At 70.1% G+C, this 22,175-nt stretch carries 20 protein-coding genes and 1 pseudogene; 9 read left to right on the top strand and 12 right to left on the bottom strand.

Translation table 11 applies throughout. From position 1 onward, the window contains the following. Window positions 1-89 precede the first annotated feature (89 nt). Both WMF22_RS05570 and WMF22_RS05565 read right to left on the bottom strand, forming a co-directional pair. Window positions 90-728: an NADPH-dependent F420 reductase gene (locus WMF22_RS05570; protein WP_438035096.1), complete on the bottom strand. Its 639-nt coding sequence runs from the start codon at window positions 726-728 to the stop codon at window positions 90-92. A gap of 28 nt (window positions 729-756) precedes the next feature. Next, window positions 757-1,611 (bottom strand): inositol monophosphatase family protein, encoded by an 855-nt coding sequence (locus tag WMF22_RS05565; protein WP_437298070.1) that lies wholly within the window; start codon window positions 1,609-1,611, stop codon window positions 757-759. 212 nt (window positions 1,612-1,823) lie between these two features. Here WMF22_RS05565 and WMF22_RS05560 point away from each other — a divergent pair, with 212 nt between their 5' ends. Beyond that, the gene (locus tag WMF22_RS05560; RefSeq protein ID WP_438035095.1) at window positions 1,824-2,732 is read left to right on the top strand and encodes a LysR family transcriptional regulator; all 909 of its coding nucleotides are present in this window, start codon (window positions 1,824-1,826) and stop codon (window positions 2,730-2,732) included. Between the two features lie 112 nt (window positions 2,733-2,844). Here the strand turns inward: WMF22_RS05560 and WMF22_RS05555 are convergent, their stop codons facing one another. Further along, complete coding sequence (locus WMF22_RS05555; RefSeq protein WP_438035094.1) at window positions 2,845-3,780, bottom strand: LysR family transcriptional regulator; 936 nt, start codon at window positions 3,778-3,780, stop codon at window positions 2,845-2,847. Between the two features lie 109 nt (window positions 3,781-3,889). Here WMF22_RS05555 and WMF22_RS05550 point away from each other — a divergent pair, with 109 nt between their 5' ends. Both WMF22_RS05550 and WMF22_RS05545 read left to right on the top strand, forming a co-directional pair. Continuing rightward, a complete protein-coding gene (locus tag WMF22_RS05550) occupies window positions 3,890-4,621 on the top strand; it encodes an SDR family NAD(P)-dependent oxidoreductase (RefSeq protein ID WP_437298067.1) in 732 nt (243 codons plus the stop codon). After that, the gene (locus WMF22_RS05545) at window positions 4,611-4,928 is read left to right on the top strand and encodes a DUF1330 domain-containing protein (protein ID WP_437298066.1); all 318 of its coding nucleotides are present in this window, start codon (window positions 4,611-4,613) and stop codon (window positions 4,926-4,928) included. Before WMF22_RS05550 ends, WMF22_RS05545 begins: the two co-directional genes overlap by 11 nt. A gap of 133 nt (window positions 4,929-5,061) precedes the next feature. Here WMF22_RS05545 and WMF22_RS05540 read toward each other — a convergent pair whose 3' ends face one another. From WMF22_RS05540 to WMF22_RS05530, 3 genes are all read right to left on the bottom strand, one after another. Continuing rightward, window positions 5,062-5,541: a hypothetical protein gene (locus tag WMF22_RS05540; RefSeq protein WP_437298065.1), complete on the bottom strand. Its 480-nt coding sequence runs from the start codon at window positions 5,539-5,541 to the stop codon at window positions 5,062-5,064. A gap of 408 nt (window positions 5,542-5,949) precedes the next feature. Next, the gene (locus WMF22_RS05535) at window positions 5,950-6,891 is read right to left on the bottom strand and encodes a helix-turn-helix domain-containing protein (RefSeq protein WP_438035093.1); all 942 of its coding nucleotides are present in this window, start codon (window positions 6,889-6,891) and stop codon (window positions 5,950-5,952) included. Next, window positions 6,873-7,061, bottom strand: a complete 189-nt coding sequence (locus WMF22_RS05530; protein WP_437298063.1) for a hypothetical protein — start codon at window positions 7,059-7,061, stop codon at window positions 6,873-6,875. The genes WMF22_RS05535 and WMF22_RS05530 overlap by 19 nt, the downstream gene beginning before the upstream one ends. 110 nt (window positions 7,062-7,171) lie before the next feature. Here WMF22_RS05530 and WMF22_RS05525 point away from each other — a divergent pair, with 110 nt between their 5' ends. Continuing rightward, window positions 7,172-8,335 (top strand): DUF418 domain-containing protein, encoded by a 1,164-nt coding sequence (locus WMF22_RS05525; protein ID WP_438035092.1) that lies wholly within the window; start codon window positions 7,172-7,174, stop codon window positions 8,333-8,335. Here WMF22_RS05525 and WMF22_RS05520 read toward each other — a convergent pair. Both WMF22_RS05520 and WMF22_RS05515 read right to left on the bottom strand, forming a co-directional pair. Beyond that, on the bottom strand, window positions 8,325-9,179 hold the full coding sequence (locus WMF22_RS05520; RefSeq protein WP_438035091.1) for a reverse transcriptase domain-containing protein: 855 nt from the start codon (window positions 9,177-9,179) through the stop codon (window positions 8,325-8,327). The two genes, WMF22_RS05525 and WMF22_RS05520, sit on opposite strands and share 11 nt — an antisense overlap. 874 nt (window positions 9,180-10,053) lie before the next feature. Then, window positions 10,054-12,315: an SdrD B-like domain-containing protein gene (locus WMF22_RS05515; RefSeq protein WP_438035090.1), complete on the bottom strand. Its 2,262-nt coding sequence runs from the start codon at window positions 12,313-12,315 to the stop codon at window positions 10,054-10,056. Window positions 12,316-13,431: 1,116 nt separating this feature from the next. Between WMF22_RS05515 and WMF22_RS05510 the strand changes: the two genes are divergently transcribed. Next, on the top strand, window positions 13,432-13,890 hold the full coding sequence (locus WMF22_RS05510; protein WP_438035089.1) for a hypothetical protein: 459 nt from the start codon (window positions 13,432-13,434) through the stop codon (window positions 13,888-13,890). 27 nt (window positions 13,891-13,917) lie between these two features. Here WMF22_RS05510 and WMF22_RS05505 read toward each other — a convergent pair whose 3' ends face one another. Next, the gene (locus WMF22_RS05505; protein ID WP_438035088.1) at window positions 13,918-14,493 is read right to left on the bottom strand and encodes an exonuclease domain-containing protein; all 576 of its coding nucleotides are present in this window, start codon (window positions 14,491-14,493) and stop codon (window positions 13,918-13,920) included. A gap of 47 nt (window positions 14,494-14,540) precedes the next feature. Here WMF22_RS05505 and WMF22_RS05500 point away from each other — a divergent pair, with 47 nt between their 5' ends. Together WMF22_RS05500 and WMF22_RS05495 are read left to right on the top strand one after the other, a co-directional pair. Further along, entirely contained in the window at window positions 14,541-15,548 is a 1,008-nt protein-coding gene (locus WMF22_RS05500; RefSeq protein ID WP_437298058.1) for a hypothetical protein, read from the top strand. 169 nt (window positions 15,549-15,717) lie between these two features. Beyond that, window positions 15,718-16,578: a hypothetical protein gene (locus WMF22_RS05495; RefSeq protein ID WP_437298057.1), complete on the top strand. Its 861-nt coding sequence runs from the start codon at window positions 15,718-15,720 to the stop codon at window positions 16,576-16,578. Between the two features lie 112 nt (window positions 16,579-16,690). Here WMF22_RS05495 and WMF22_RS05490 read toward each other — a convergent pair whose 3' ends face one another. Then, entirely contained in the window at window positions 16,691-17,872 is a 1,182-nt protein-coding gene (locus WMF22_RS05490; RefSeq protein ID WP_438035087.1) for an FAD-dependent monooxygenase, read from the bottom strand. A gap of 205 nt (window positions 17,873-18,077) precedes the next feature. Between WMF22_RS05490 and WMF22_RS05485 the strand changes: the two genes are divergently transcribed. Continuing rightward, the gene (locus tag WMF22_RS05485) at window positions 18,078-19,037 is read left to right on the top strand and encodes a TetR/AcrR family transcriptional regulator C-terminal domain-containing protein (RefSeq protein WP_438035086.1); all 960 of its coding nucleotides are present in this window, start codon (window positions 18,078-18,080) and stop codon (window positions 19,035-19,037) included. 25 nt (window positions 19,038-19,062) lie between these two features. Here WMF22_RS05485 and WMF22_RS05480 read toward each other — a convergent pair whose 3' ends face one another. Further along, window positions 19,063-19,428, bottom strand: a complete 366-nt coding sequence (locus WMF22_RS05480; protein ID WP_438037239.1) for a VOC family protein — start codon at window positions 19,426-19,428, stop codon at window positions 19,063-19,065. 378 nt (window positions 19,429-19,806) lie between these two features. Continuing rightward, window positions 19,807-20,058 (bottom strand): annotated as a pseudogene (locus tag WMF22_RS05475) (enoyl-CoA hydratase/isomerase family protein); the annotation flags it as partial. 178 nt (window positions 20,059-20,236) lie between these two features. Here WMF22_RS05475 and WMF22_RS05470 point away from each other — a divergent pair. Then, a complete protein-coding gene (locus tag WMF22_RS05470; protein WP_438035085.1) occupies window positions 20,237-22,036 on the top strand; it encodes a CotH kinase family protein in 1,800 nt (599 codons plus the stop codon). Window positions 22,037-22,175: the final 139 nt, after the last annotated feature.

Raw genomic sequence — 22,175 nt, 5'->3', positions numbered from 1 at the left:
GATGAGCGTTCACACCGGATGGGTGCTTTCGCGAAGCCCCGGTCACGAAGAGGGATTGGGCTCCAGAACCGCGATGGGCGTCGCCGCGTTTACCGGGCGAGCGCGAGGGCGAAGGGCGCGAGCCCTCGCCTTCGCAGCACGGAGGGGACGAGCAAGGCGACCGCCTCGGGGCCGCGAGCGGTCTCGATGTCTCCGAGATCTTCGATCCAGTCGGCCGGCCAGCCGAGATCGCCGAGCAACCGTCCGACGACCGCCTTCGCGCCCTCGTCGTTGCCGGAGAGGAACGCGGTCGGGGCGGCGCGCAGGCTCGTTGGATCGGCCATGACGGTGAACAGCATGGTGTTCAGCGTCTTGACAACGGCCGTCTCGGGCAGCGCGGCCTGCAGGCGCTCGGCGACGCTGCCGTTCGGGTAAAGCAGGCTGCCGGGGAGGCCGTCGCGGCCGCGCAGCGTCGCGTTGGAGACGTCGACGAGGATCTTTCCCTTCAGCGCGTCGCGCAGGGCGCCGAGCCGCTCCACGCTCGTGTCCCCGGGGGTGGCGTTGATGACGATCGCGGAAAGGCGCGCTGTCTCCGCGTGATCCCTGAGCTCGACGCGCGCTCCCGACCGTTTCAGCGCCGCTTGCGCCGGGTCCCTTGTGCCGATCGTGACGGCGTGCCCGGCGCCCGCGAGTTTGTTGGCGAGGACCGTGGCGACGCGGCCCGACCCGAGGATTCCAATGTTTCCCATGCGTTGATCCATGTTCAGCCTCCTCCTCTCATCGGATGGTCGACAGGACGCCGATCGCGCCGGCGTGGAGCCCGGGCGCTGCGGCCAGGAAGTCCTCGCTGGCGAGGCTCCAGCGCTCCCCGCGTGTGTCCGTGACCGTGCCCCCGGCCTCCGCGACGAGCAGCGCCCCCGCGACGAGCCCGGAGCGGATCTGGCTGTACTGCCAGAAGACGTCCATCCGGCCGGCCGCGACCTGAACGAGCTGGAGGGTGGCCGGGACCGAGACGCGCAGGACGAGCGCGCTTCCGAGCATCGCGGTGACGGACATGCCAATCCGCCGGTACGTCTCGTCGTCCTCGTCCGGCTTCGCCTGGCCGGTCCCGACGAAGGCAGCGCCGAGCGCCGTCTTCGGCGACGCGCGGATCCTCCTGGTCCCGAGGTACGCGCCCGCGCCCTTCCGGGCGGTGTACGTGTCGCCGGTCAAGGGCAGGTGCACCGCTGTAAGGACCGGCTCGTTGTCGCGGACGAGGGTCGCCGTGACGCACCAGTCCGCCATCCCGTGCACGTGGTTGATGTTCCCCTCGACCGTGTCGGTGACCCACCACTCCCCCGGCGGGAGGGGCCCGCACTCGAGCTCGTCCTCGACCCACCGGGCCTCCGGGCGAGCGCGCGACAAGGGCTCGCGGAGCGCCTCGAGGGAGACAGCATCGTTTTCGCCGAGCGCGGCGAAGATGTCCTCTCGGCTCCTCGGGCGCGGCTCTGTCGAGAAGCGACCGACGAGCCGCTCGCCCGCCGCGGAGAGCGCCGCGACGACCGCGGGCAGCAGGGGCTCGTCCTCCGCGCGGCCCGCGCTCCGGTCTCGCCACATCGCATCGTTGTTCATCTGCTCGGAATGAATCGACATGAATCCTCCTCGGACGAGCGGCCCGCGCGTGCTCGTGCTCGTGCTCGTGCGCGTGCGCGTGTTCGTGTTCGTGTTCGTGTTCGTGCGCGTGTTCGTGCGCGTGCGCGTGCGCGTGCGCGTGCTCGTGAACCGTTGGCCCACCGCGCGGATGAATAAACCCTGGACGACTCATACCGTCCAATGCATAGTTGATATGAGGAATAATTACCGCCATGCATGTGGACCTGAACCTGTTGCCGGCCCTGGACGCGTTGCTCGAGGAGCGGAGCGTCAGCGCCGCGGCGGCCCGCTTGCACCTGTCCCAGCCCGCGATGAGCCGAACGCTGGCGCGCATCCGGGACGCCACGGGGGACCCGATCCTCGTGCGCGCCGGCCGGACGATGGCGCTCACGCCCCGCGCGCTGGCCCTGCGACAGGAGGTCCAGGCCATCGTCCAGCGAGCGCGCGCGGTGTTCGCGCCCGAGCGGGAGCTCGACCTGGCGAGGCTCGATCGGACCTTCACCGTCCGCTGCCACGACGCCCTGACGACGGCGCTCGGCACGCGGCTCTTGCGAGCGGTGCAGGAGCAGGCGCCTCTCGTGAAGGTCCGGCTCCTGGCCGAGCCCGCGGGAGATACGGACGACCTGCGCCACGGGCGCGTGGATCTCGAGATCGGCTCGACGGAGCCCGCGCTCCCCGAGATCCGTGGGGAGCAGGTCGGCGAAGATCGCGTCGTCGTCGCCCTCCGCCGGGCCCACCCGCTCGCGCGCGGCCGGCTCACCGCCAGGCGCTACGCCGAGGCGCTCCACGTCATCGTCTCGCGCCGTGGCCGCCTGCGCGATCCGATCGACGAGGCGCTCGAGGCGCTGGGGCTGCGGCGGCGCGTCGTCGCGGCGGCTCCCACGTGCGCGGCGGCCATCCATTTCGCCCGCGAGAGCGACCTCCTCGTCGCGCTGCCGGCGCGCGTCTGCGGTCCCATCGTGCGGGCGCTGGGCCTCAGCACCCGTCCGCTGCCGCTCGACGCGCCGGAGATCAGGATCATCCAGCTGTGGCACCAGCGCTGCGAGGGCGACAAGGCGCACGCATGGCTGCGCGGACACACGCGCGAGATCATCCGAGCGATCTGCCGTGGAGAGGCGTGACCCGGCGGCAGCGTGCCAGTCGGCTCGGCCGGCGCTGACGGGCATGGCGTCGACCCGCCTGGCGAGCGCGCTCCGCCGCCGGAGGTCCGGCCGGCGCGGCCCTCAACCGCTCTCAACCCCTCTTCCGGCGGCGCGGGGCCTTCCCGGCCGCCGCGGGCGCCCCGGCGCCGTAACCGCAGCGCCCGAGCGCCTCCCAGAGCGCCTGCGCGACGACGCCGTGCGGGCGATCGCGGCGGCGGATCACGAACAGCTCCATGGTGTCGGCCTCGAACTCGGGGACCTGCAGCGCCACGAGCTCGCCCGCCGCCAGCGCGCCGGCGGCCACGTGCTCGGGCAGCCCGCCCCAGCCCATGCCCGCGAGGAGGACCTCCTTCTTCGCCGCGACGTCGGTGACCGTCCAGCGCAGGCCGCCCTCCAGCACGTTCAGGGACGGCGAGGCGCTCGCCCTCGCGCTGTCGCGCAGGATGATCTGCGCGTGCGCCCGCAGCAGCGCGGGCGGGACCGGCGCGCCGCAGGTCGCGAGGGGGTGATCGAAGCGCGCCACCGGGATCACCCGCACATCGCAGAAGCGCGCCGCCTCCACGGCTGAGCCGTCGATCCCGAGCTTCGTGGCGACGGCGAGATCGGCGCGGTCCTCGCGGAGCGCGTCGGCGGTGCCCGCGAGCCGCTCGGTGCCGAGCTCGATGCGCACCAGGGGATGACGCGCCTGCAGCCCCCGGAAGATGTCCATGATGGGGCCGAGCGGCGTCACCGCGTCGACGGCGAGCCGCACGATCGGCTCCGCCTTCCCCGAGAGGCGCATGCCGAAGCTGCGCAGCGCCTCGGTGCCCTCGATGACGGCCGCGGCGCGCTCGTGGAACAGGCGGCCGGCGTCGGTGAGCGTGGCGCGGTACTCCCGGCGATCGAACAGCTCGATCCCCAGCTCGCGCTCGAGGTTGCGCACCAGCTTGCTCACGGCCGGCTGGGACTTGTGCAGCCGCGCGGACGCGGCGCTGAACGTGCCCTCGCCCGCGACGGCGAGGAAGGCGACGAGCTGATCGTAGGTCATGGCGGGGCCCGCGGGATCAGAACCTGTAGTTATGGTGTCGATAGAAACATACCACTTTCTTGGTTCGAGGGGCGGTCCTAGGTTGTCTGCGCGAAAGGAACGACACTCCATGTCCACCAGGATCGATCGTGTCATCATCACAGGCGCCAGCAGCGGTATCGGCCTCGACCTCGCCAGGAGCTTCCTTGCCGAGGGCTCGAGCGTCGTCATGAACGGCCGCGACCCGGAGAAGCTCGAGCAGGCGCGGCGGAGCCTCGACGGCGGGGCGCGCGTCGTCGCCGTGCCGGGCCACGTGGGGGATCGGGCCACGGCGCGGGCCGTCGCCGCGGCCGCGCGCGAGCGCTTCGGCGGCGTCGACGTGCTGATCAACAACGCCGGGATCTTCGGCGTGAAGCCGTTCCTCGAGAGCACCGAGGAGGACCTGGAGCGGTTCTTCACCACCAACGTGAAGGGGACGTTCCTGATGACGCAGGCGGCGGTTCCGCTGATGATCGAGGGCGGCGGGGGCTCGATCATCAATATCGGCACGGTGCTCGTCCAGCAGGCCATGGCGCGGATGCCGGCCTCGGCCGCCATGGCCAGCAAGGGCGGCGTCCACGCGCTCACCGTCTCGCTGGCCGCCGAGCTCGCCGCCCACAACATCCGCGTGAACACGCTGGCGCCCGGCATCATCCGCACGCCGCTCATCGGCGAAGGCGCCGATTCGCTGGCCTCGATCCACCCGCTGCAGCGCGTCGGCGAGGTGCGGGACACGACGGAAGCGGCGCTGTTCCTGGCCAGGGCCGGCTTCGTGACGGGCACGACGCTCGACGTGGATGGAGGTTATTCCCATGGGCGCTGAGGGCCGGCAGCACGTGCTCCTGGTGGGGCTCCAGCTGGCGGACGAGACGTCCTACGCCCGCTACCGCGCCGGGATGATGCCGATCCTGTTGTCCCATGGCGGCGCGTTCGGCCACGATTTCGTCGTGGCGCGCGTGCTGAAGGGGGATGAGCGGATCAACCGCGTCTTCACCCTGCTGTTCCCCGACCGCGCGGCGCAGGAGCGGTTCTTCGCCGACCCGCAGTACCGCGCCGTGCGCGCCGAGCTCTTCGAGCCCGCCGTCGCGGCGACCTTCATCCTCGGCGAGTTCGAGGCGACGGCGGTGTGAGCCGCGTGCCGCGCGGCGAGGGAGCAGAGCGTCGCGCCGCCGGCGCGGCGCTCGGGATGATACCGATCGCGCGACCGACACAGCGGCGCGAGCGCCGGCGCGGCGTGACACGCCCGCTGGATTGCGGATGGCATCAAGGGGTATAGACGATGTCGCCGTCATCGAAGAAGCCGCCGGGGATCGCGACGCCGACCGCGCCGTAGTAGTTCACGTCGACGGCGTCGACGCCCGCGCCTGGGCTGCCCAGGTCGGAGAAGGTGAAGCGGTTCGCCGCGGCGAACGAGCCGCCCGAGGTCCAGCACGTGCCATGGCCATCGAAGCTCCAGCTTCCGCCGCTCACGGTATGAGGACGGAAGCGCAGGTAGCGGCAGGTGACGGGGGCTTCGCCGGGATTGTGGATGATGATCGTGAAATGCCCCCTGAGCGAGCCATCGACCTGCTGGCTCACCGAGCCCATGAAGCTGGCATGGCCGCGCACGCCCCATCCGGAGAGCGTCGGCAGCAGCGGCCCGGCCGCGGCAGGGGACGAGAACGCGGCGACGGCCAGGCCGGCGGCCATCGTGAGGGACAGGACGAGGGAGCGGGTCTTGTGGGTCGTGTTCGTGGGCAGCATCGTATCTCCTTGGTCGTTGCAGCGAGCGTCGCGCGGCTTCTTTCGTGCCGGTACCAGGCGGACACTCGCACGAGCCGTACCAGGGCCGACGAGGGGAGCGGGGCGGGCGGGAAAGGCTGCTTCAGCCGAGATCCTGGCCGCGGCGCGGCGCGAGGGACGCGGGGCTGGAGGGGCGCGCCTCCATGTCTGGTGGTGGCTCGCGGCACCACCGGGGGCGCGCGAGCCGCCGTGCCTCGTTGAGAGGACGTCACAAGCAGGCTTCGCTTGGACAAGCAGGCTTCGTTATGTTCTCGCTGCACGACACGTGCGGTGCTCCTCGCGACCTCAATGACGAAGGATCCCAGGAGACCGTGCGCCTCGTCGCCACCGCCCCCTCAAGCTCATGGGGCGCGAGGGGCTCCAGGCCGACTACGTGGCGCGGCGCGCGCTCAGGGCCTCGCGCTGCGCCGCGGTGAGCCGGTCGAGCCTGGCGTTGATGGTGAAGCTGCCAGGCTCGACGCGCTGGAGGGCGACCGGATCGGTCACGTCCGGGTGTTGTTCGGCGTCGCGCAGGGCGCTCGCGACGCGGTCCGTGGACCAGCCCAGCGCGGTGGCCAGTTGCTGGACGGTGAGCGGCGCGCTCGCGTGCACGAGCGCGGCCAGCACCGTCAGCGCGTCACCGACGGCGGCTCCCGTAGGGCCGCCGGCCATGTCGTCGCTGAGGCGCGCGAAGAATCGGCCCATCTGGCCCAACCGGGCGCCGGCGGGGGTGGCGGCCCCGAAGATCTCGACTCCCTCACGGGCGGCATCCGCCCACATCGCGTTCGCGCGAGCGCTCGACATCCACGACCTGACCCAGACATCGTCGTCGAAGACGTAGCGCTCGCCCCGCCGCGCGCCGCGCTCGCGCCGGACCAGCTCGATCCCTTCCAGATAACCGATGGCCTTGGACACCGACGCGGGGCTGACCCGCAATCGCGCGACCAGCTCGACGGCGGTCAAGGCGCCCGCGTCGGTGGTGAACAGGGAGGCGAGCACCCGGGCCGCCATCCGTGGAAGCCCTGTCTGGACCATCAGCGTCGAGAAGCGCTCGATATAGCCGCGCACCGCCTCGGGGTCCCGCCCGTCGGCGCCGGCGGCGCCCCGCTGCTCCGGGGGCGGGGCCGGCCTGCGCCGGCGGGCGCGCCGCCCGGTGGCCTCATGGGCGTGCTCCGCCCGGTAGCCGGCGGGCCCGCCGTTGCGGGCCACCTCCCGGCTGATGGTCGACGTCGGCCTGCCCAGCCGCCTGGCGATCTCGGCGTACCCGAGCCCCTCGGCCAGCCCTGACGCGATGTCCCGGCGGTCCTGGTCGCTCAACCTGCCTCCCGGCATCCTCGCCCGCCCTCCTGTGGGTCGCTGGTCCAGCCCAGTGTGCGTTCACCCTCAGCACATTGCAACGCCGATTGCCCGATCGTTGCATTCATCGACAAGACCATTGCAATATTCACCATAAATTCGCCGCACAGCGCACCAAATCCATGGATCGTCCATTGACGATCCATGAGACGCAACGTAGCGTTCGCGACTGTTCAAAGGGCCACGGCGAGGGGCCGGCGTGCTCCGCCCGCTTCCCGAGGCGGCGCAGCCGGGCTCCGGCCTGTGGGTGACGTTCATGGACCTTGCCATCAACACCCAAGCTCCCACGGACGTGACCAGTCGGTCGCTGGCGCCGGACATCGCCCGTGGCTTCATGCTGCTGCTGGTCGCCGTGTCCCACGCGCCGGCGTTCGTCAGCCGCTGGGATCTCGGGCCGGAAGCGCTCAACACGATCGCCGTGTTCATCCGATCCCTCGTCGCCGAGAACCAGGCGCGCGTCATGTTCGTGTTCCTCTTCGGCTACGCGCTGGGACAGCTGACCGAGCGGCAGCGCGCGCGGGGCAGCGACTGGGCCTCGATCCGCAAGCTGCTGCGGCGCCGGAGTCTCTGGCTGATCGTCGTCGGCTTCGCGCACTCGACCCTGCTCGTGCCGTTCGACATCATTGCGGTCTACGGCCTGACGCTGCTCCTGCTCGCGCCGCTGGTCCGGACCCGGGACTCGGTCCTGTGGTGGACCAGCGCCCTCATGCTCGTCCCCGCGACACTGCTGCTCTCGTGGCAGAGCGTGACAGCGCAGACCGCCGCAGCCATGGGCGCGCCCATGACCATGGCGCACCTCATGGCCCCCGATTACGGCGCTCACGTCCTCGCCGGCCTCCCGCTCTGGCCGCTGAAGACGGCTGTCTCCCCCATCGTGGTGGTGCCGGACATGCTGCTGGGCATCTGGGCCGCCAGGCGCCGGATGCTCCACGAACCGGAGCGCCATGCGAGGTTCCTGCTGCGTGTCACCGCGATCTTGATGGCCGTGTCCGTCATCGGCAGGTCTCCCATGGCCCTGCAGCTGGCGGGCGTGTGGACGACATCGAACCGCTGGACAGTCGCCGGCGCGCACGCCCTGACCGGATACGCCGGCGGTCTCGGCATGGCCGCCGCCTCAGGGCTCGTCGCGATCAGGCTCGGACGCGACCATGGACGCCTCACCGCGGCCCTCGCCGCGCTGGGCCAGCGGTCAATGACGTTCTACCTGTTCCAGTCGGTGGTGTGGGTGGCGCTGTTCTACCCGTTCACGCTCGACCTGAGGGACGACATGGGCTTCGCCGCGAGCTGCGTGGTCGCCGTCGCCCTGTGGATCGCCTCGATCCTGCTGGCCGACTGGATGCGCCGCACAGGCTACCGCGGCCCGGCGGAGGCGCTGCTGCGAAGGCTGTCCTATGGCCGCACCGGGCCTGTCAGCGCGTGATCGAGCCCCACGACGGCGCATGCCGTCTCTTCCTCTTGTTCGTCGGCTTCACCAGGACGAAATCGTCCGCGTACCGGATGAGAAACGCGCGGCCTTGCAGTCGCGGCTTCACCTCCTGCTCGAACCACACGTCCAGTACCCCGTGCAGGTAGACGTTCGACAGCAGTGGCGAGACCACGCCGCCTTGAGGCGAGCCAGACTCCGGGAAGGACACGGCCCCGGACTCCAGCACGCCCGCATGCAACCACTTGCCGATGAGCCGCAGCAGCACCCCATCGCGCACCCTTCGGCGAAGGATCTCCTGGAGGTGGCCATGGTCGAGGGTGTCGAAGAACTTCCGGATGTCGACCTCCAGGACCCAGCCGCCGCCCATGTGCATCACCTGGTCACGGAGCGCGTGCAGCGCTTGATGCGCAGAACGCTCCCCCCGGAAGCCGTACGAGCTGTGTAGAAAGTCCTGCTCGTAGATCGCCTCCAGCACCATGACGACCGCGCGTTGCAGGACCTTGTCCTCGAAGGTCGGAATGCCGATGGGCCGCATCTGCGTCCCGTCGCCCTTCGGGATGAGGACCCGCCTCACGGGCGGCGCGCGGTACGTGCCGGACTTCGCGCGTTCAAGCAGCGACCGGAGGTTGTCCTCCAGATGCGCCGCGTACTCGTCCGCGGTCTGCCCGTCCACGCCCACGGCGCCGTCCTTGCGCGTGCGACGGTACGCCTCGCGCAGCCACTCGACGTCGATGTGGTGCGCGAGCGTCGTGAACGCCACGCCAGGCGCTTCCCTCGCCAGCTTCGCTATCCGCTCGAGTTTCGTGGAGATGTTTTGGGAGCCCGGTGTCTCCTTCATCTTTCCCTCCAGCAGCTCCATGTCCCGGCACCCCCTTCGCTCCACGGGGTCCCTCGGGACGGTTCCCCCGCTTCATCCGCTACTACGAGGTGCTCGGACGCCTCGTCACCCTTCCCGCCTCGCTTCGTTCCCTTCGCTCGGCGGTACCGCACCCGCCGCTGCGGCGGGCTTTTCTTGGCGGAGGCGACGGGGCCTCCCAGGTTCCTGGGGAACCCTTGCGTGCACGCCCTGGTCTCCGACCCCGGGGGGTCCAGCGCGCCGAGCCCTTCGCCGCACGCGGCGTTCCAGCGCGTCGGTGTTGCCTTCCGCTTCTTGGACAGCTTGGGCACCCACCAAACATGGCATTTCGAGGCTCAATACAAGGCTTTCACGCTCGCTGTCTACGCTTCGCAGCCCGGGGTCTACCCTCCGAGCCACGCAAGACTCGCTTCCGGCTGGGGGCTAGCCTTGGCCGGAGAGGTCCGCAGGACCTCCATGGGTTCCATCGCAAGGTTTCAGCTTTCTACATGAGCATCCTCCTCGCCCAGGCTTTGCCTGGCGCACCCAAGACGCCAAGAAGAAAAAAAAATAAAACATAAAAACTTTGGCGTCTTATGGTGTCTTATGGCGTCTTGACAGTTCGAAGTTCTGCACTTTCAGGCGATTTCAACCCGTTTGTCGCTCCAGGGCGGCGATCCGCCGTCGCCGGAGCGCTGTTGGCTGTAGAGGGGGTTGACCACGGAACCGCCGGAACGGCCCTGGTGGTCGAGGCGAGCCCAAAGAGAGGGGGAGGGGCCAGCGCAGGTCGCGCTTGAGGTGGTTCGCTCGGGGCGGGCGCTGGCCTCGGGGAGCTCTCGTCGTGCCGGCCGATCACCGGTTATCGGTCGAGCATCGGTCAGCCACGGTGCGGCGCGCAGAGGAGGCCGTTGTTGTACGCGTCGAGCGTCTCGGCCAGGGGCTTGCCGGTCGCCCAGGGCGAGTTCTTGCCCCCCTCCTTCACGTTGCTGCCGAGCGGGTTCTTCTTGAGCCAGGCGTCGGCCGCGGCGATGGTGTCCTCGATGCAGCTCGACTGGTTGCCGATACCGACGTTGAGCTTGGCGACGATGAGGTGCTTCGCGATGATGTACGTGACATCACCCTTGGTGGGACGGCTGATGATGTCGAGGAGCTGAGCCTTCGTGTAGGTCTTGCCGCCGATGGTCAGCTGCGAGACCTTCCAGGCGCTCTCGTGGTTCTTCCAGTAGCCGGGGGTGCCGGTGCCGGGGGAGGCGCACTGGCAGGCGCCGCAGTCGGCCGCGCAGCTCGAGCAGTCCTCGGAGCCGGCCTTGCAGACGCCATCGCCACAGACCGGCGGGCACTCGCCGCAGTCGGCCGCGCAGCTCGAGCAGGTCTCACCGGCCTCGCAGACGCCGCTGCCGCAGACCGGCGGGCAGATGCCGCAGTCGCTCGGCACCTCGAAGCAGTTCTCGCCGGCCTCGCAGACGCCGTTGCCGGGGACCGCGGGGCAAGCACCGCAGTCGCCGGTGCAGGTCGAGCAGTCCTCGCCGTTCTCGCAGACGTTGTTGCCGCAGACCGCGGGGCAGGCGCCGCAGTCGTCCGAGCAGCTGCCGCAATCCTCGCCAGCCTCGCAGGTGCCGTTACCGCAGACCGGCGGGCAGGCGCCGCAGTCGTCCGCGCAGGTGCCGCAGCTCTCGCTGCCGTTGCAGGTGCCGTCGCCGCAGGCGGGCGGGCAGACGTCGCAGTCGGCGCTGCAGCTCCCGCAGTCCTCGCCGGCCTCGCAGGTGCCGTTGCCGCACTGGGGCGGGCAGACGCCGCAGTCGACGGCGCAGGTGGAACAGCTCTCGTCGCCGCCGCAGACGCCATTGCCGCAGGAGAGCTGGTAGCCGAAGTCCGCGTCGAGCAGGTCCTGCGCCCAGCCGAGCGAGACGACGCCCACGTTGTCGAGCCCGCCGTCGGGGTCGGCCGTCGGCTCCTGTCCAGCGAGCGGGCCGCTCGCCATGAAGTTGTCGGGCGTGATGACCACCGAGTAGGTGCCCGCCGGGAGCGTGTCGAAGAGGTAGAAGCCGGGCTGGCCGGTGTAGGGGCTCGTGCCGGTGATCGTGAAGTCGATGAGCTGGGCGCCCTGGAACAGCTCGACACGGACGCCGTTGACGCCGAGCTCGCCGGTCTCCGGCTCGTAGAGCCCGTCGGCGTCGCTGTCGAGCCACACCGTGTCGCCGATCGACGAGTACGTCACGTAGCCGAAGTCGGCGTCGGCCACGTTCTCACCCGCGTCGAGGGACACGCCGAGCGGCTCGTCGTCGCTGGTCAGGATATGGCCGAGCGGGAGCGTCGCGTCGTCGACGTCGACGACGTAACAGCCCGCCTCGAGCTCGGTGAAGCGGTAGACGCCGTTCGCGCCGGTCACGGCCGTCTGGAGCAGGGCGCCGTCGGCGACGCCGTCGCAGTTCGCGTCGCCGAAGAGGTCGACGACGACGCCGGAGATGCCGAGCTCGGAGGCGTCCTCGATGCCGTCAGCGTTCGCGTCGAACCACACCTTGTCGCCGATCGAGCCCTTCGGCGCCGTGTAACAGACCTCGAGGAGAGGGCGGTAACCCATGTCGGTGTGGGCGCTGCCCTTGTACGACGTCTTGCCGCTGGCGCCCTCCTCGAGGAGGATCCCGTGGCTCGGCGCCGTCCCGTTCACCCAGTCCTGCACGATCCCGGTGAGGTCGACCGAGCTCCACCCGGTGACGTTGGGCACGAACGAGGTGAACGCGGCGGGGTCCATGCCGCCGAAGTTGTTCCACGTGACGAGCTCCTCGCTCCAGGGGGCGAGCACCTGGTGGACGTACACGGTCTTCGCGGTGCTCGTGTACGTCAGGGCGTAGAACGTGGCCGACGTGACGAGAGAGCCGGCGGGGATGGGGCTGAGATCGAAGCGGAACAGGGCGCGCTTCTCTCCGACCGAGCTGGAGTACCCGGTGTTGACCTCGAAGGGGGACGGGACATGGTAGCTCGGGGCGAGGCTCCAGATCTCCGCGTTGTAGATGTCGCCCAGGACACCCCGCTTGATCACGGTGCAGGTGGGAGACGGAGCGGACGTGTTGGCGAGGCTGGTGGCGGCGATGAACAGCGTGGCGAGCGCGGCAGAAGATGCGATTGCGATCTGCTTCATTGGTAGCTCCTCGAGGTCCTCACGGGTGAACCATTGCTGGAGCGTCATCCGAATAGCAGGCGCCATGACTCACGGGTCAGGCGAGGTCGGTTTCGCGGGCTCCGGTCGGAATGAGCCCCCGCGGGCTGATCAGGATCGGATCAAATACGCGGGTGCTCTGGCTTCGATCAGAGGGCGGATGCGCGAGGTGACAGTGTTCAAGATAGCAACTCGACGACGAAGGTGTCCAGATCTTTTTGAAGACAAACCAGAAAAATACATCGAGTTGCGCGGTGACAATTCTGGGTCGTGCGGTGACGTTTTTGGGCTTCTCACGTCGTCTCGCGTCGTCTCACGATCTGTGGGGAGGAACGCAGAGACGAGCTTGGTCTGTCGCATCGATGTCTCATCGATATCGCTGGCCAGCGCGCAGCTCGCGGTCCGCGGGTTGCGGCGTGCCCCGCGCGGCGCGCGCGGCGGCGGCGCGCCGCGACGCTCAGCCGGATCAGCAGCCCTCGCCGACCCTTCGCGGAGGCCGAGGGACGAACACGATCGGATCAGGTACGCGGGAGTGTCTGACGAGATTTGATGCAGAGTGCGCACGGGACCATTTTTCAAGATAACGAGTCTTCGCTTCGCCTGTCTAGATCCTTTTTTGCCGCGTGAGCTTTTTATGTGGCTCTTGGTCTCGCGTGCAGCCTCGCGTGCGGGCTCGCGTGCGGGTGGGTGTCAGGCGCCCGGCGCAGCTCATCGCGCACCGCTCATCACATCCTGTTCATCGCTCGCCCCCGGCGCGGCGCCGGAGGTCCGCCGCCGCTGGTACGCCGCACACCAAAGCCGGCTCACCAAGGCGCCCGGCCCAGGATGGTGAGCCCGGCCACGCGCTTCCCGCTGCTCGAGACGCTGAGCAGGACCGCGGCCGAGCGAGCGCTGCTGGCGGCCGATTGGCGCGACGCCGGGCGGCCATCGAGTGTGGCTGGAGCGGCTGGAGCGGCTGGAGCGGCTGGACAGGGACGGGCTCCCGGCGTAACCGCGTCCGCCGGGCCCGGCGAGCGCCGAATAATCGGCATGGGCTTGACGACCATCCCCCCGGCGGAACGACAATACGCCACAATGATAACGGTCCGTCCTCCTCCGATGACGGCCGAGCTACTCGAGCGCACGGACAGGTACGTGGTGGCGGTGTGGCGGCGGCTCATGCTGCTGGTCTGGCGGGGCGAGGCCACCGCGACCGGCATCGATCGCTCGCGAGAGCTCTTCGCTCGCTGGTCGGCGGACCAGCCGTACGGCGCGGTCTTCGTCGTCGTCCTCCCCCTTGAGAACACCCTGCCGCCGGACGAGGCGAGCCGGGCCGCGATGCGGCGGGCGGCGAGCTCCCCTTCCCGGAACCTCAGGGGCACGGCCACGCTCGTCGAGTCGGAGGGGTTCATCGCCGCCTCGGTCCGCTCCATCATGATGCTGCTGCAGACGGGGCGGGCGCCGAACGTCTTCCGGACGACCGGCGAGCTCGCGACCTGGGCGGCGACGCTCCTGAAGGACCCCGAGCTCACCTCCGCCGGCATCGCGGAGGCGATCCGCGTGGCGCGCGAGGGGTGACACAGCCCCGAAGCCCCAGCGAGGCGCTCACCCCGCGGGCCCTGCCTCGGGGATCGGCACGCGGCCAATCGCGTAAGGCAGGATACGTGCGATGTTGCGCGCGTCGTCGATCCCGCGGTGGTGTGTCCCGTGGAGCGGGAGCCCGAGCCGCTCGAGCGCGCTCGCCATGCCGTAGCGCTGGGTCACCCCGAGCGCCGCGGAGAAGCGCTTCTTGAGGTTCATGTGCCCCTGCAGCGGCAGGGGCACGCCCCAGCGGGCCGCGTCGATCTCGAGCTGCTTGCGGTCGTAATCGCCCCACGAGCAGAAGAGCGCCTCCCGCTGGCCGACGAAGCGCCCGAGCGCCGCGATGGCGTCGGGGAACGTGGGCGCGGCGTCGACGTCTGCTTGCGTGATCGTGGTGAGCTTCGTGCAGAACTCCGTGAGCCTCGGCCGGATGACCGGGCGCACGAAGGTGGCGAGCTCGCTCACGGGCTCGAGCGTCGCGCCGTCCACGAGGACCGCGCCGATCTCGATGATCTCCATGATGCGCTCGGGGATGCGGCCCTCCTCGTCGCACGTCGCCTCCAGATCGATCACCAGGAAAAACGCGGGGTCCTTTCCCATGTCCGTCCTCCTCTCTGCTGGACCTTGATAGGATCCGCGCGAAGAAAATGCCCGGACACGAAACCGGACAGGCCGCTCCCGCGGGCTTTTCCTGGGAGGATTACGTCGCCTGGCTCGTCGCGCAGCACGGCTCCTTGACGGCGGTCGCCGAGCGGCTCTCCTCCCTGCGTGGCTACGAGGACGACGTGACCTCGATCGAGCGCGCCCTGCGCCGGCTGCGGGCGCGCGGCCAGCGGGACGGCGGGACGTGGGGGGCGCGCGCGCTCGCGGCCTTCGGCTTGCCGGACGCGCTCACCGAGCGCGCCCGCTGGATGGGCGCCTATCACTCGCGGTTCACCGACTTGCCCCTGCCCCTCGCCCAGGACCTCTTGCGCCTCTGGGATCGACCGCCGGTGAGCGAGGATCCGACCTCCCGCGTCTTCCTCGCCCTCGCCCACGCCACCTGCGTGCTGCGCGGCGACGACCGCGAGGCCGGAAAGACGCACCTCGCCCGCATCCGGCCGCTGCTCGGAAAGGCCCCGCCCGAGGCGCGGGTCGAGGCCCTGCTCACAGAGGCCTTCGTGGCGAGCCGCGATGACGTCGCGCGTGTGCCTGGCCTGCTCGACGAGATCGAGCCGCTCTTCGAGCTGCCGATGCCCGCCAGCGACCGAGCCTGCCTGTTCGCCCGGTGGATCGATCAACGCGCCTTCGAGCGGAACCGCGCCTGGGGCGGCAAGCAGCCGGATCCGGCGGCCGCGGAGGCGCTTTACCGGCGCATCCCGGAGGACGGTCCGGCCTTCGCCCGGGCGCGGCGCGCGAACGGCCTGGCGTATGCGCGGTGGAAGCAGGGTTTCCCCGAGGAAGGCGCCGCGCTCGCGCGCGAGGCGTGCCGGCACGCGGGGGACGGCGGGCACCTGCGGATGCGCGCGATGGCGCTGAACATGCTGGCGCGCATCGTGGGCGGCGACGAGGGCGCGGAGGCGAGGCGGCGGGCGATGGCGATCGCGAACGAGCTCGAGGACGAGGTGCTCAGGCTGCGGTTCGAGCGGCGAGCGGAAGCGGGAAACAAGCGCTGAGGCCGGTCAAGCCGCCTGCAAGGCCTCCTCCTTTTCCTTCCGGGAGACGGGCCGCACCCCGGCGAGAGCAGCGTCGGAATCGTGCCAGATGGCCCGTGACGCCCGGACGGCGCGCTCGTGCTCTCCGAGAGGCCTTTACGCAGGGCGCGACTTCGCCGATCCTGGTGGAATGAATTTACGTCTTGTTTCAGCTTGGGCTTTTGCTGTCGCGCTTCATGCATCCGGGTGTTCGGACGTCGGCACCGATCCTGGCGATTCCGGCGCCGGCGGCGGCGGCGGTAACGGGGGCGCGGGCGGGGAGGACGAGAACGGTCTCGGTGAGATCGCCGGCGTCGGCGGAGGGACCGGGCTCTCGACCGCGGTGAGCGTGATCATCACGGCCGACAATGCGTACGGCTTCGGCTATGGAACCGGCGACGGGCTCCTGAGCTATTTCGGGGGCATCGAGAACAACCTCGCCGAGAGGATATTCAACTGTCCCATCGGCAACGGGCCCGAGTCGTACACCGTGCCGGCCGCGTCCGCGAACGCCGGGCATTATCTCTACATCATCACGTACGCCGACAAGTCCACGACACAGGGCGTGATCGGCCAGTTCTTCCGCGAGGGGGCCGCCCCCGTCTTCACCGGCCACGGCGCGTGGGAGGTCTGCGCGACGGGCGAGGACTACGACCTCGGCTCGAACGGGCCGACGCTGGAGACCATCAACCAGCATATCGCGCGCTGCAACAGCGGTGATCTCGACCCGCAGACGACCAGCGCCGGCTGGGTGACCACCGAGGCGTCCGCGCACGGCCACGTCGCATTCGGAGAACGGAACGACACGGCGCGCTCGGTCCCGGAGCCTGGCAATGAGTTCTCCATCGTCTGCGACATCGACGAGGAGGCCCGGTGGATGTGGTACGAGTGGGATCCGGACCGCAGCGCCGGCAGCCCCTTCATGTGGCCCGGCGGCAGCGGCGGCAACGTCACCAAGGACTTCCTGATCTTCCGCCTGGGCGCCGAGTTCATCCCCGAGGTCCCGCTCTAGAACAACGGCGTGAGTCAGCGAATCGTCCGCGCCGTCGCGCGATTGGAACTCATGACGCGGTGAACGCGTCCTCGCCGAGGTGCCTCGCGCGCGCGTCAGCACCGCGAGGAGGTCACGCCGGGTACGCGGGGAGCACGAGGTCGCTGGCGGCGCTCGTGACCATCTTCTCGAACCAGCGGGAGAGCGGGCGCGAGGTGAGCGCCCGGTACATCGTGTTGCGCAGCGCGAGCTGCACGCGGGTCGGCGGCGCGAAGAACGAGCCGACGCGCTTCGCCCCCTGCTGGCAGCGCCGGGCATACCGACGGATCCGCGCTTCGTAGCGCTGGAACGCGGCGCGATGGTCTCCCTGCGCGACGGCGAGCTCACCCGCGAGCACGTACGCGCAGACCACGGCGAGGCCGGTCCCCTGTCCGCCGAGGGTGCCGCCGTAGCCGGCGTCGCCCAGGAGCACGACGCGACCCCGCGAAGTGCGATCCATGTCGATGCGCCCCACCGCGTCGAAATACAGGTTCGGACTCTGCCTCATCGCCTCGAGCAGACGCGGCACCTCCCACGCCATCCCCGCAAACCGCTCGGCGAGGATCGCCTTGTGCTGCGCCACGTCGCGCGGATCGTGGTCGAGCGGCCTGGAGGCGAACATCAGGAGCGCCGTCGCCTCCTCGGGGCGGCGGGCGCTCGCGACGCTGGCGGCACGCCCCGGCTCGCTGAAGATGAGGCCCTGGTGATCGAGGCCGAGGTGGTTCGGCGCGGCGAACGTCGCCACGTAGTAGCCGTGGAAGCGCAGGAACCTCGACTCGTCGCCGAACGCGAGCGCGCGCACGCGGGAGTGCAGCCCGTCGGCGCCCACGACAAGGTCGAAGCGCCTCGGCCGGCCGCGCTCGAACGTGACGTCGACGCCGCCGGGCGTGTCGGTGAGCGAGGCGATGCTGTCGCCGAACACGAACTCGGCCGCGTCCTTCGCGGCCTCGTGGAGGATGCGGCTGAGATCGCCGCGCTCGATCTCCACGTCGCCGCTCGCGAACGCCGCGGGGAGCGTGACGAGGCGCCGGCCGGCCTCGTCCACCATCGCGAGGTCCCGCATGTGGGTCTGATGCTGTCGAATCGCGTCGAGCACCCCCATCTCGCCGAGGACGCGCAGGTGGGTCGGCCCGCGGAAGTCCACGGCGTTGCCGCCTGCCCGCAGGGCGGGGGCGCGCTCGACCACGGTGGGGGTGAACCCGCGGCGCGAGAGCCAGTAGGCGAGCGCGGGGCCTGCGATGCCTGCGCCGGAGACGAGGACGGTGCCGTTCGACATGGGGACCTCGGGAGGAAGGTTGCGTACGCCGTACGCAACCGAGCGCGTACGACGTACGCACGAGCCTGGCGACGACGGCGGCGTCCGTCACCCCACGAACGGCGCCATGGCCGAATATTCTAGGCTATAACAGCCGCGGTCGCGCGCCGCGCCCCGGCAGGATTGCGCGCTCTTTCAACCGGCCATCTGTGCTAGTACAGTCACCATGCCTCCGGTGAAGCGCGGCGCGCCGGCGAACCGCCGCAAGTCGGCCGACGGACCGCCCTACCTGCAGATCGCGAGCGACCTGCGCGCGCGCATCGCCTCCGGGCGCCTCCGCGCGGGCGATCGCGTCCCTTCGACGCGCCAGATCGTCCGCTCCTTCGGCGTCGCGCTCGCCACCGCCACCAAGGCGCTGTCGACCCTGCGCCACGAGGGGCTCATCCGATCGGTCCCGCGCTCGGGCCACGTGGTGGCCGAGGGCGATCGCGCGGAATGTGAGCCGTCAGAGCGAGGCGGCGCGTTGACGCGCGAGCGGATCGTGCAGGTCGCCATCCGGCTCGCCGACGACGAGGGGCTCGACGCGCTCTCCATGCGCGGCGTCGCCGCGAAGCTCGGCGTGCCGACGATGTCGCTCTACCGGTACGTGGAGGGCAAAGACGCGCTCGTGCTCCTCATGATCGACGCGGTGTTCGGCGAGCACCCGCTGCCGGGGCCGCCTCCTCGCGATCTGCGCGAGGCGCTGATCCGCGCGGCCCGCGCGCAGTGGGCGCTGTACCGGCGGCACGGGTGGCTCGCGCACGTGCTGCCGCTCGCGCGGCCGGTCGCGCTGCGCAACGTGATCGCGCACGCCGAGTGGATCCTGCGTGCCATGGAAGCCCCCGGGATCGACGCGGCGACCCGGCTCGAGGCGCACATGACGCTCTACAGCTACGTTCGCGGCGTCGCCGTGAACCTCGAGTCGGAGCGCGAGGCCGAGGCCACCACGGGGATGACCGAGGCGCAGTGGAACGAATCGCAGGGGGCCGCGTTCCTGGCGATCGCGACGTCGGGGCCGTATCCGAGCTTCGCCAGGCTGCTGAACGAGCTCTCGGGCGGGTACGATTTCAACCTCGATCGCGTGTTCGAGTTCGGCCTCCAGCCGATGATCGACGGCCTCATGAAGACGTTGCGGCCGCGCGAATGAGCGGGCCCGCAGCGCAAAGCCGAGCTCACGGGCGCGTCAGCACCTCGAGGATGTGCCCGTCGAGATCGCGGAAGTAGAGGCCGCGGCCGCCCTTCCGGTGGTTGATCCGGCCCATCTCCTTCGCGTGCGGATCGGCGCTGAAGGAGATACCGGCGCTCTGGATGCGCTCGAAGATCCGGTCGAACTCCGCGTCGTCCACGAAGAACGCGTAGTGGTGCGGCTCGAACGTCTCGCGGTCGGCGAAGTCGAGCGTGAGCCCGCCGTTGACGCGCACGGGGGAGAACGGCCCGAACGGCGCGTCCACCGCGAGTCCGAACATATGCGCGAAGAACCGCGCGGCAGCCTCCTTGTCGTGCGCCGGGACGATGGTGTGGTTGAGCTCGATCGACATCGGTGATCCCCTCCCCTTTTGCCATTCGATCCGAGCGCGGATCGTCAAGGGGCGCGCGCGTTTTCTTCCAGGGTCGCTTCGGTTTCGCGGAGTTCTTCCCGTCGCACCTTCCAGGGTTGATGTGCTCCGCGAGCCCGTGCAAACGGCGCCTGACAGCGGATGAGCTGATGCGGGCAGGAGGCGCCACGCCGGCTGAGGAGCGAACCGGCATTTCTGGCGGGACGATTTCGCGGGGGCGAACCGTCGCGATCCGTCGCCTGCCCCGGGGATCTGGGGAGGGCGTGACGACGGATCGCACCCCCTCGGGAGGCGTGGGCCCAACCCGGGCCCCATGAATAGGCGTTTGCGGCACTGCGCCCGAGCAGCAGCGGCGGCGAACGGCTTCGGGAAGCGGAACGCCGCGCCGAAGGCGGCGTCGAAATCGTCGAGGAAGCTTGAGAGCCTCTCCCGATCGAGCGATGCGAGCTCGTGCAAATCGAGCCCCGCGGACAGGCACTGTCCGGTGCCGCGGACGAGAACGCCGCTCACGGCGTCGTCCTGCGCGAGCCGCCCGAAGACGTCCGTCATCTCACGGAGCAACGCCTGGTTCATGGCGTTGACCTTGGGTCGGTTCAGCGTGATCTCGGCCATGCCGTCACGGGTGAGCACCTCGACGCATTGCATCGCGAGATGCATCGCGCAGCGCCGCTCATGGCGCAAGATCGCGTGTCAGGCGGCTCCGCGGAGGCGGCCGGACGTGCTAGACACTCGCCTCATGGTACGGAAACACACAAACATCCTCGTTCGTGCACGCAGCATGCTCTCGGTGATGGCGTTGGCGCTGGCCCTCGGCGCGTCCGCGTGCGGCTCCGACCCGCCGCAGACGCCCGGCGAAACCCCCGACGCCTCCTCCGGCGGTGGCCCCCCCGGCGACGGCGGCGGCCCCTCCGGCGGCGGCGGCCCGCCCGGCGAGGGCGGCGGCCCCGACACACCCGATCCTGACCCGAGCGACGCCATGTTCGATCCCGACCACGTCATCGAGGTGGGAATCACCCTGGCGCCCGAGGACTGGGAGACGCTCCGCCGCCAGTCCCGCGACGTCTCGGAGGTGATCGGCGAGGGCTGTATGGAGGGCCCCAAGAGGAGCCCTTACACCCAGTTCCCCGCGACCGTCACCGTCGACGGCGCCACGCTCGAGATGTCGTCCGTCCGCAAGAAGGGCCTCCTCGGTTCCGCCAGCGTGTCGAAGCCGTCGCTCAAGGTGAGCTTCGACGAATACGTGGACGGGCGCGAGTACGCCGGCCTCAAAGGGATGACCCTCAACAACGCCCGTCAGGATCCCTCGCTGATCAAGACGTGCCTCGCGTTCAAGGTCTTCCGCGACGCCGGCCTGCCCGCCTCGCGCTGCAACTTCGCCCACGTGACCGTCAACGGGCAGGACCTCGGCATCTACGCGCACGTGGAGCCGGTCGGGAAGCGCCTCCTCAAGCGCCATTTCACGGACGCGAGCGGCGACCTCTACGAGGGCCAGCTCAGCGACTTCCGCGACGGATGGACCGTCACGTACGAAAAGAAGACCAACGAGGACGACCCCGACCTGAGCGAGCTCGACGCGGTATCCGCCGCGCTCCTGGCCAGCGACGCCGCGCTCGACGCGACGCTCGGCGCGGTCCTGGATATCGAGATCTTCCAGCGGTACTGGGCCACCGAGTCGCTGATCGGCGCGTGGGACGGCTACGCGGGCAACACGAACAACCACTTCGTGTATTTCGACCCGGCGTCCGGGAAGATGTCCTTCTTGCCGTGGGGCCCCGACATGTCATTCGACGCGGAAGACCCGCTCGGCCCGCTAGGGCGGCCGCAGTCGGTCTCGGCAAAGGGCGCCATCGCGAACCGGCTCTACCAGACCCCGGAGCTCCGCGCTGCCTATGCCGAGGCGATGATGGACCTCCTCGAGACGGCCTGGAATGAGGACGCGCTGCTCCTCGAGATCGACCGGATGGAGGAGCTCCTCGCGCCGTACGTGCGCGCGGACGCGGGGGCCGTGAGGGAGGCGACCGACGCGATACGGAGCTTCGTGAGCGGGCGCCGCGCCACGATCACCGCCGAGATCGCGCCGACGCCCCCCGCGTGGACGTTCCCGCAGCCCGCCACCGCGTGCCTGACGACGGTCGGGACCGTGAAGGGCACGTTCTCGACGACGTGGGGGTCGCTCACCGAGCCGGATCCCTTCGCCGCGGGGACGGGGACGTTCGACGCCGCGTTCCCTGCGGATGACCCGCAATCGGCCGGGACCGTCGGCTCCGCGGCGGGCTATGAAGGCTCCGAGCCAGGGGTCGAGTCCATCACGAGCGGCCGCGCCCAGGTGACGGTCGTCGGGAGCTTCCCCGACGGGACGGTGCGCGCCCTCGTGTTTTTCGTGGACCCGGAATTCTTCGCCGCCGGAAAAGAGCGCCCGTACGACTGGCAATCGGTCCTGGCGTTCGCGCTTGATTACACGCAGTCGGAGCCGGTGCTCACGGGCTTTTTCGGCGACGGCAAGATCCACTTCGACGAGGCCTCGACGGAGTCGGGAGCGCCGGTCACGGGCTCCTTCGAGGCGACCGTCCTCGGAGGCGGTCTATTCTGACGTGATGCCGATTCTGCTCCGCCCGGCAGGACGGCGCTGGTCGTCGCGCTCGGCCTCGGGTCGTGATGGTGAGCGCCCGGCGCTATGCGGAGTACGGGCATGTGGTGGTCTCGCGTCGCGGGAGCGCGAGGGGCCCGGT

The organism is Sorangium sp. So ce204 (genome assembly GCF_051526795.1).
Classification (GTDB): domain Bacteria; phylum Myxococcota_A; class Polyangia; order Polyangiales; family Polyangiaceae; genus Sorangium; species Sorangium cellulosum_B.
The sequence above is the reverse complement of the archived record's forward strand: the minus strand, read 5'-3'. Positions and strand labels throughout refer to the sequence as shown.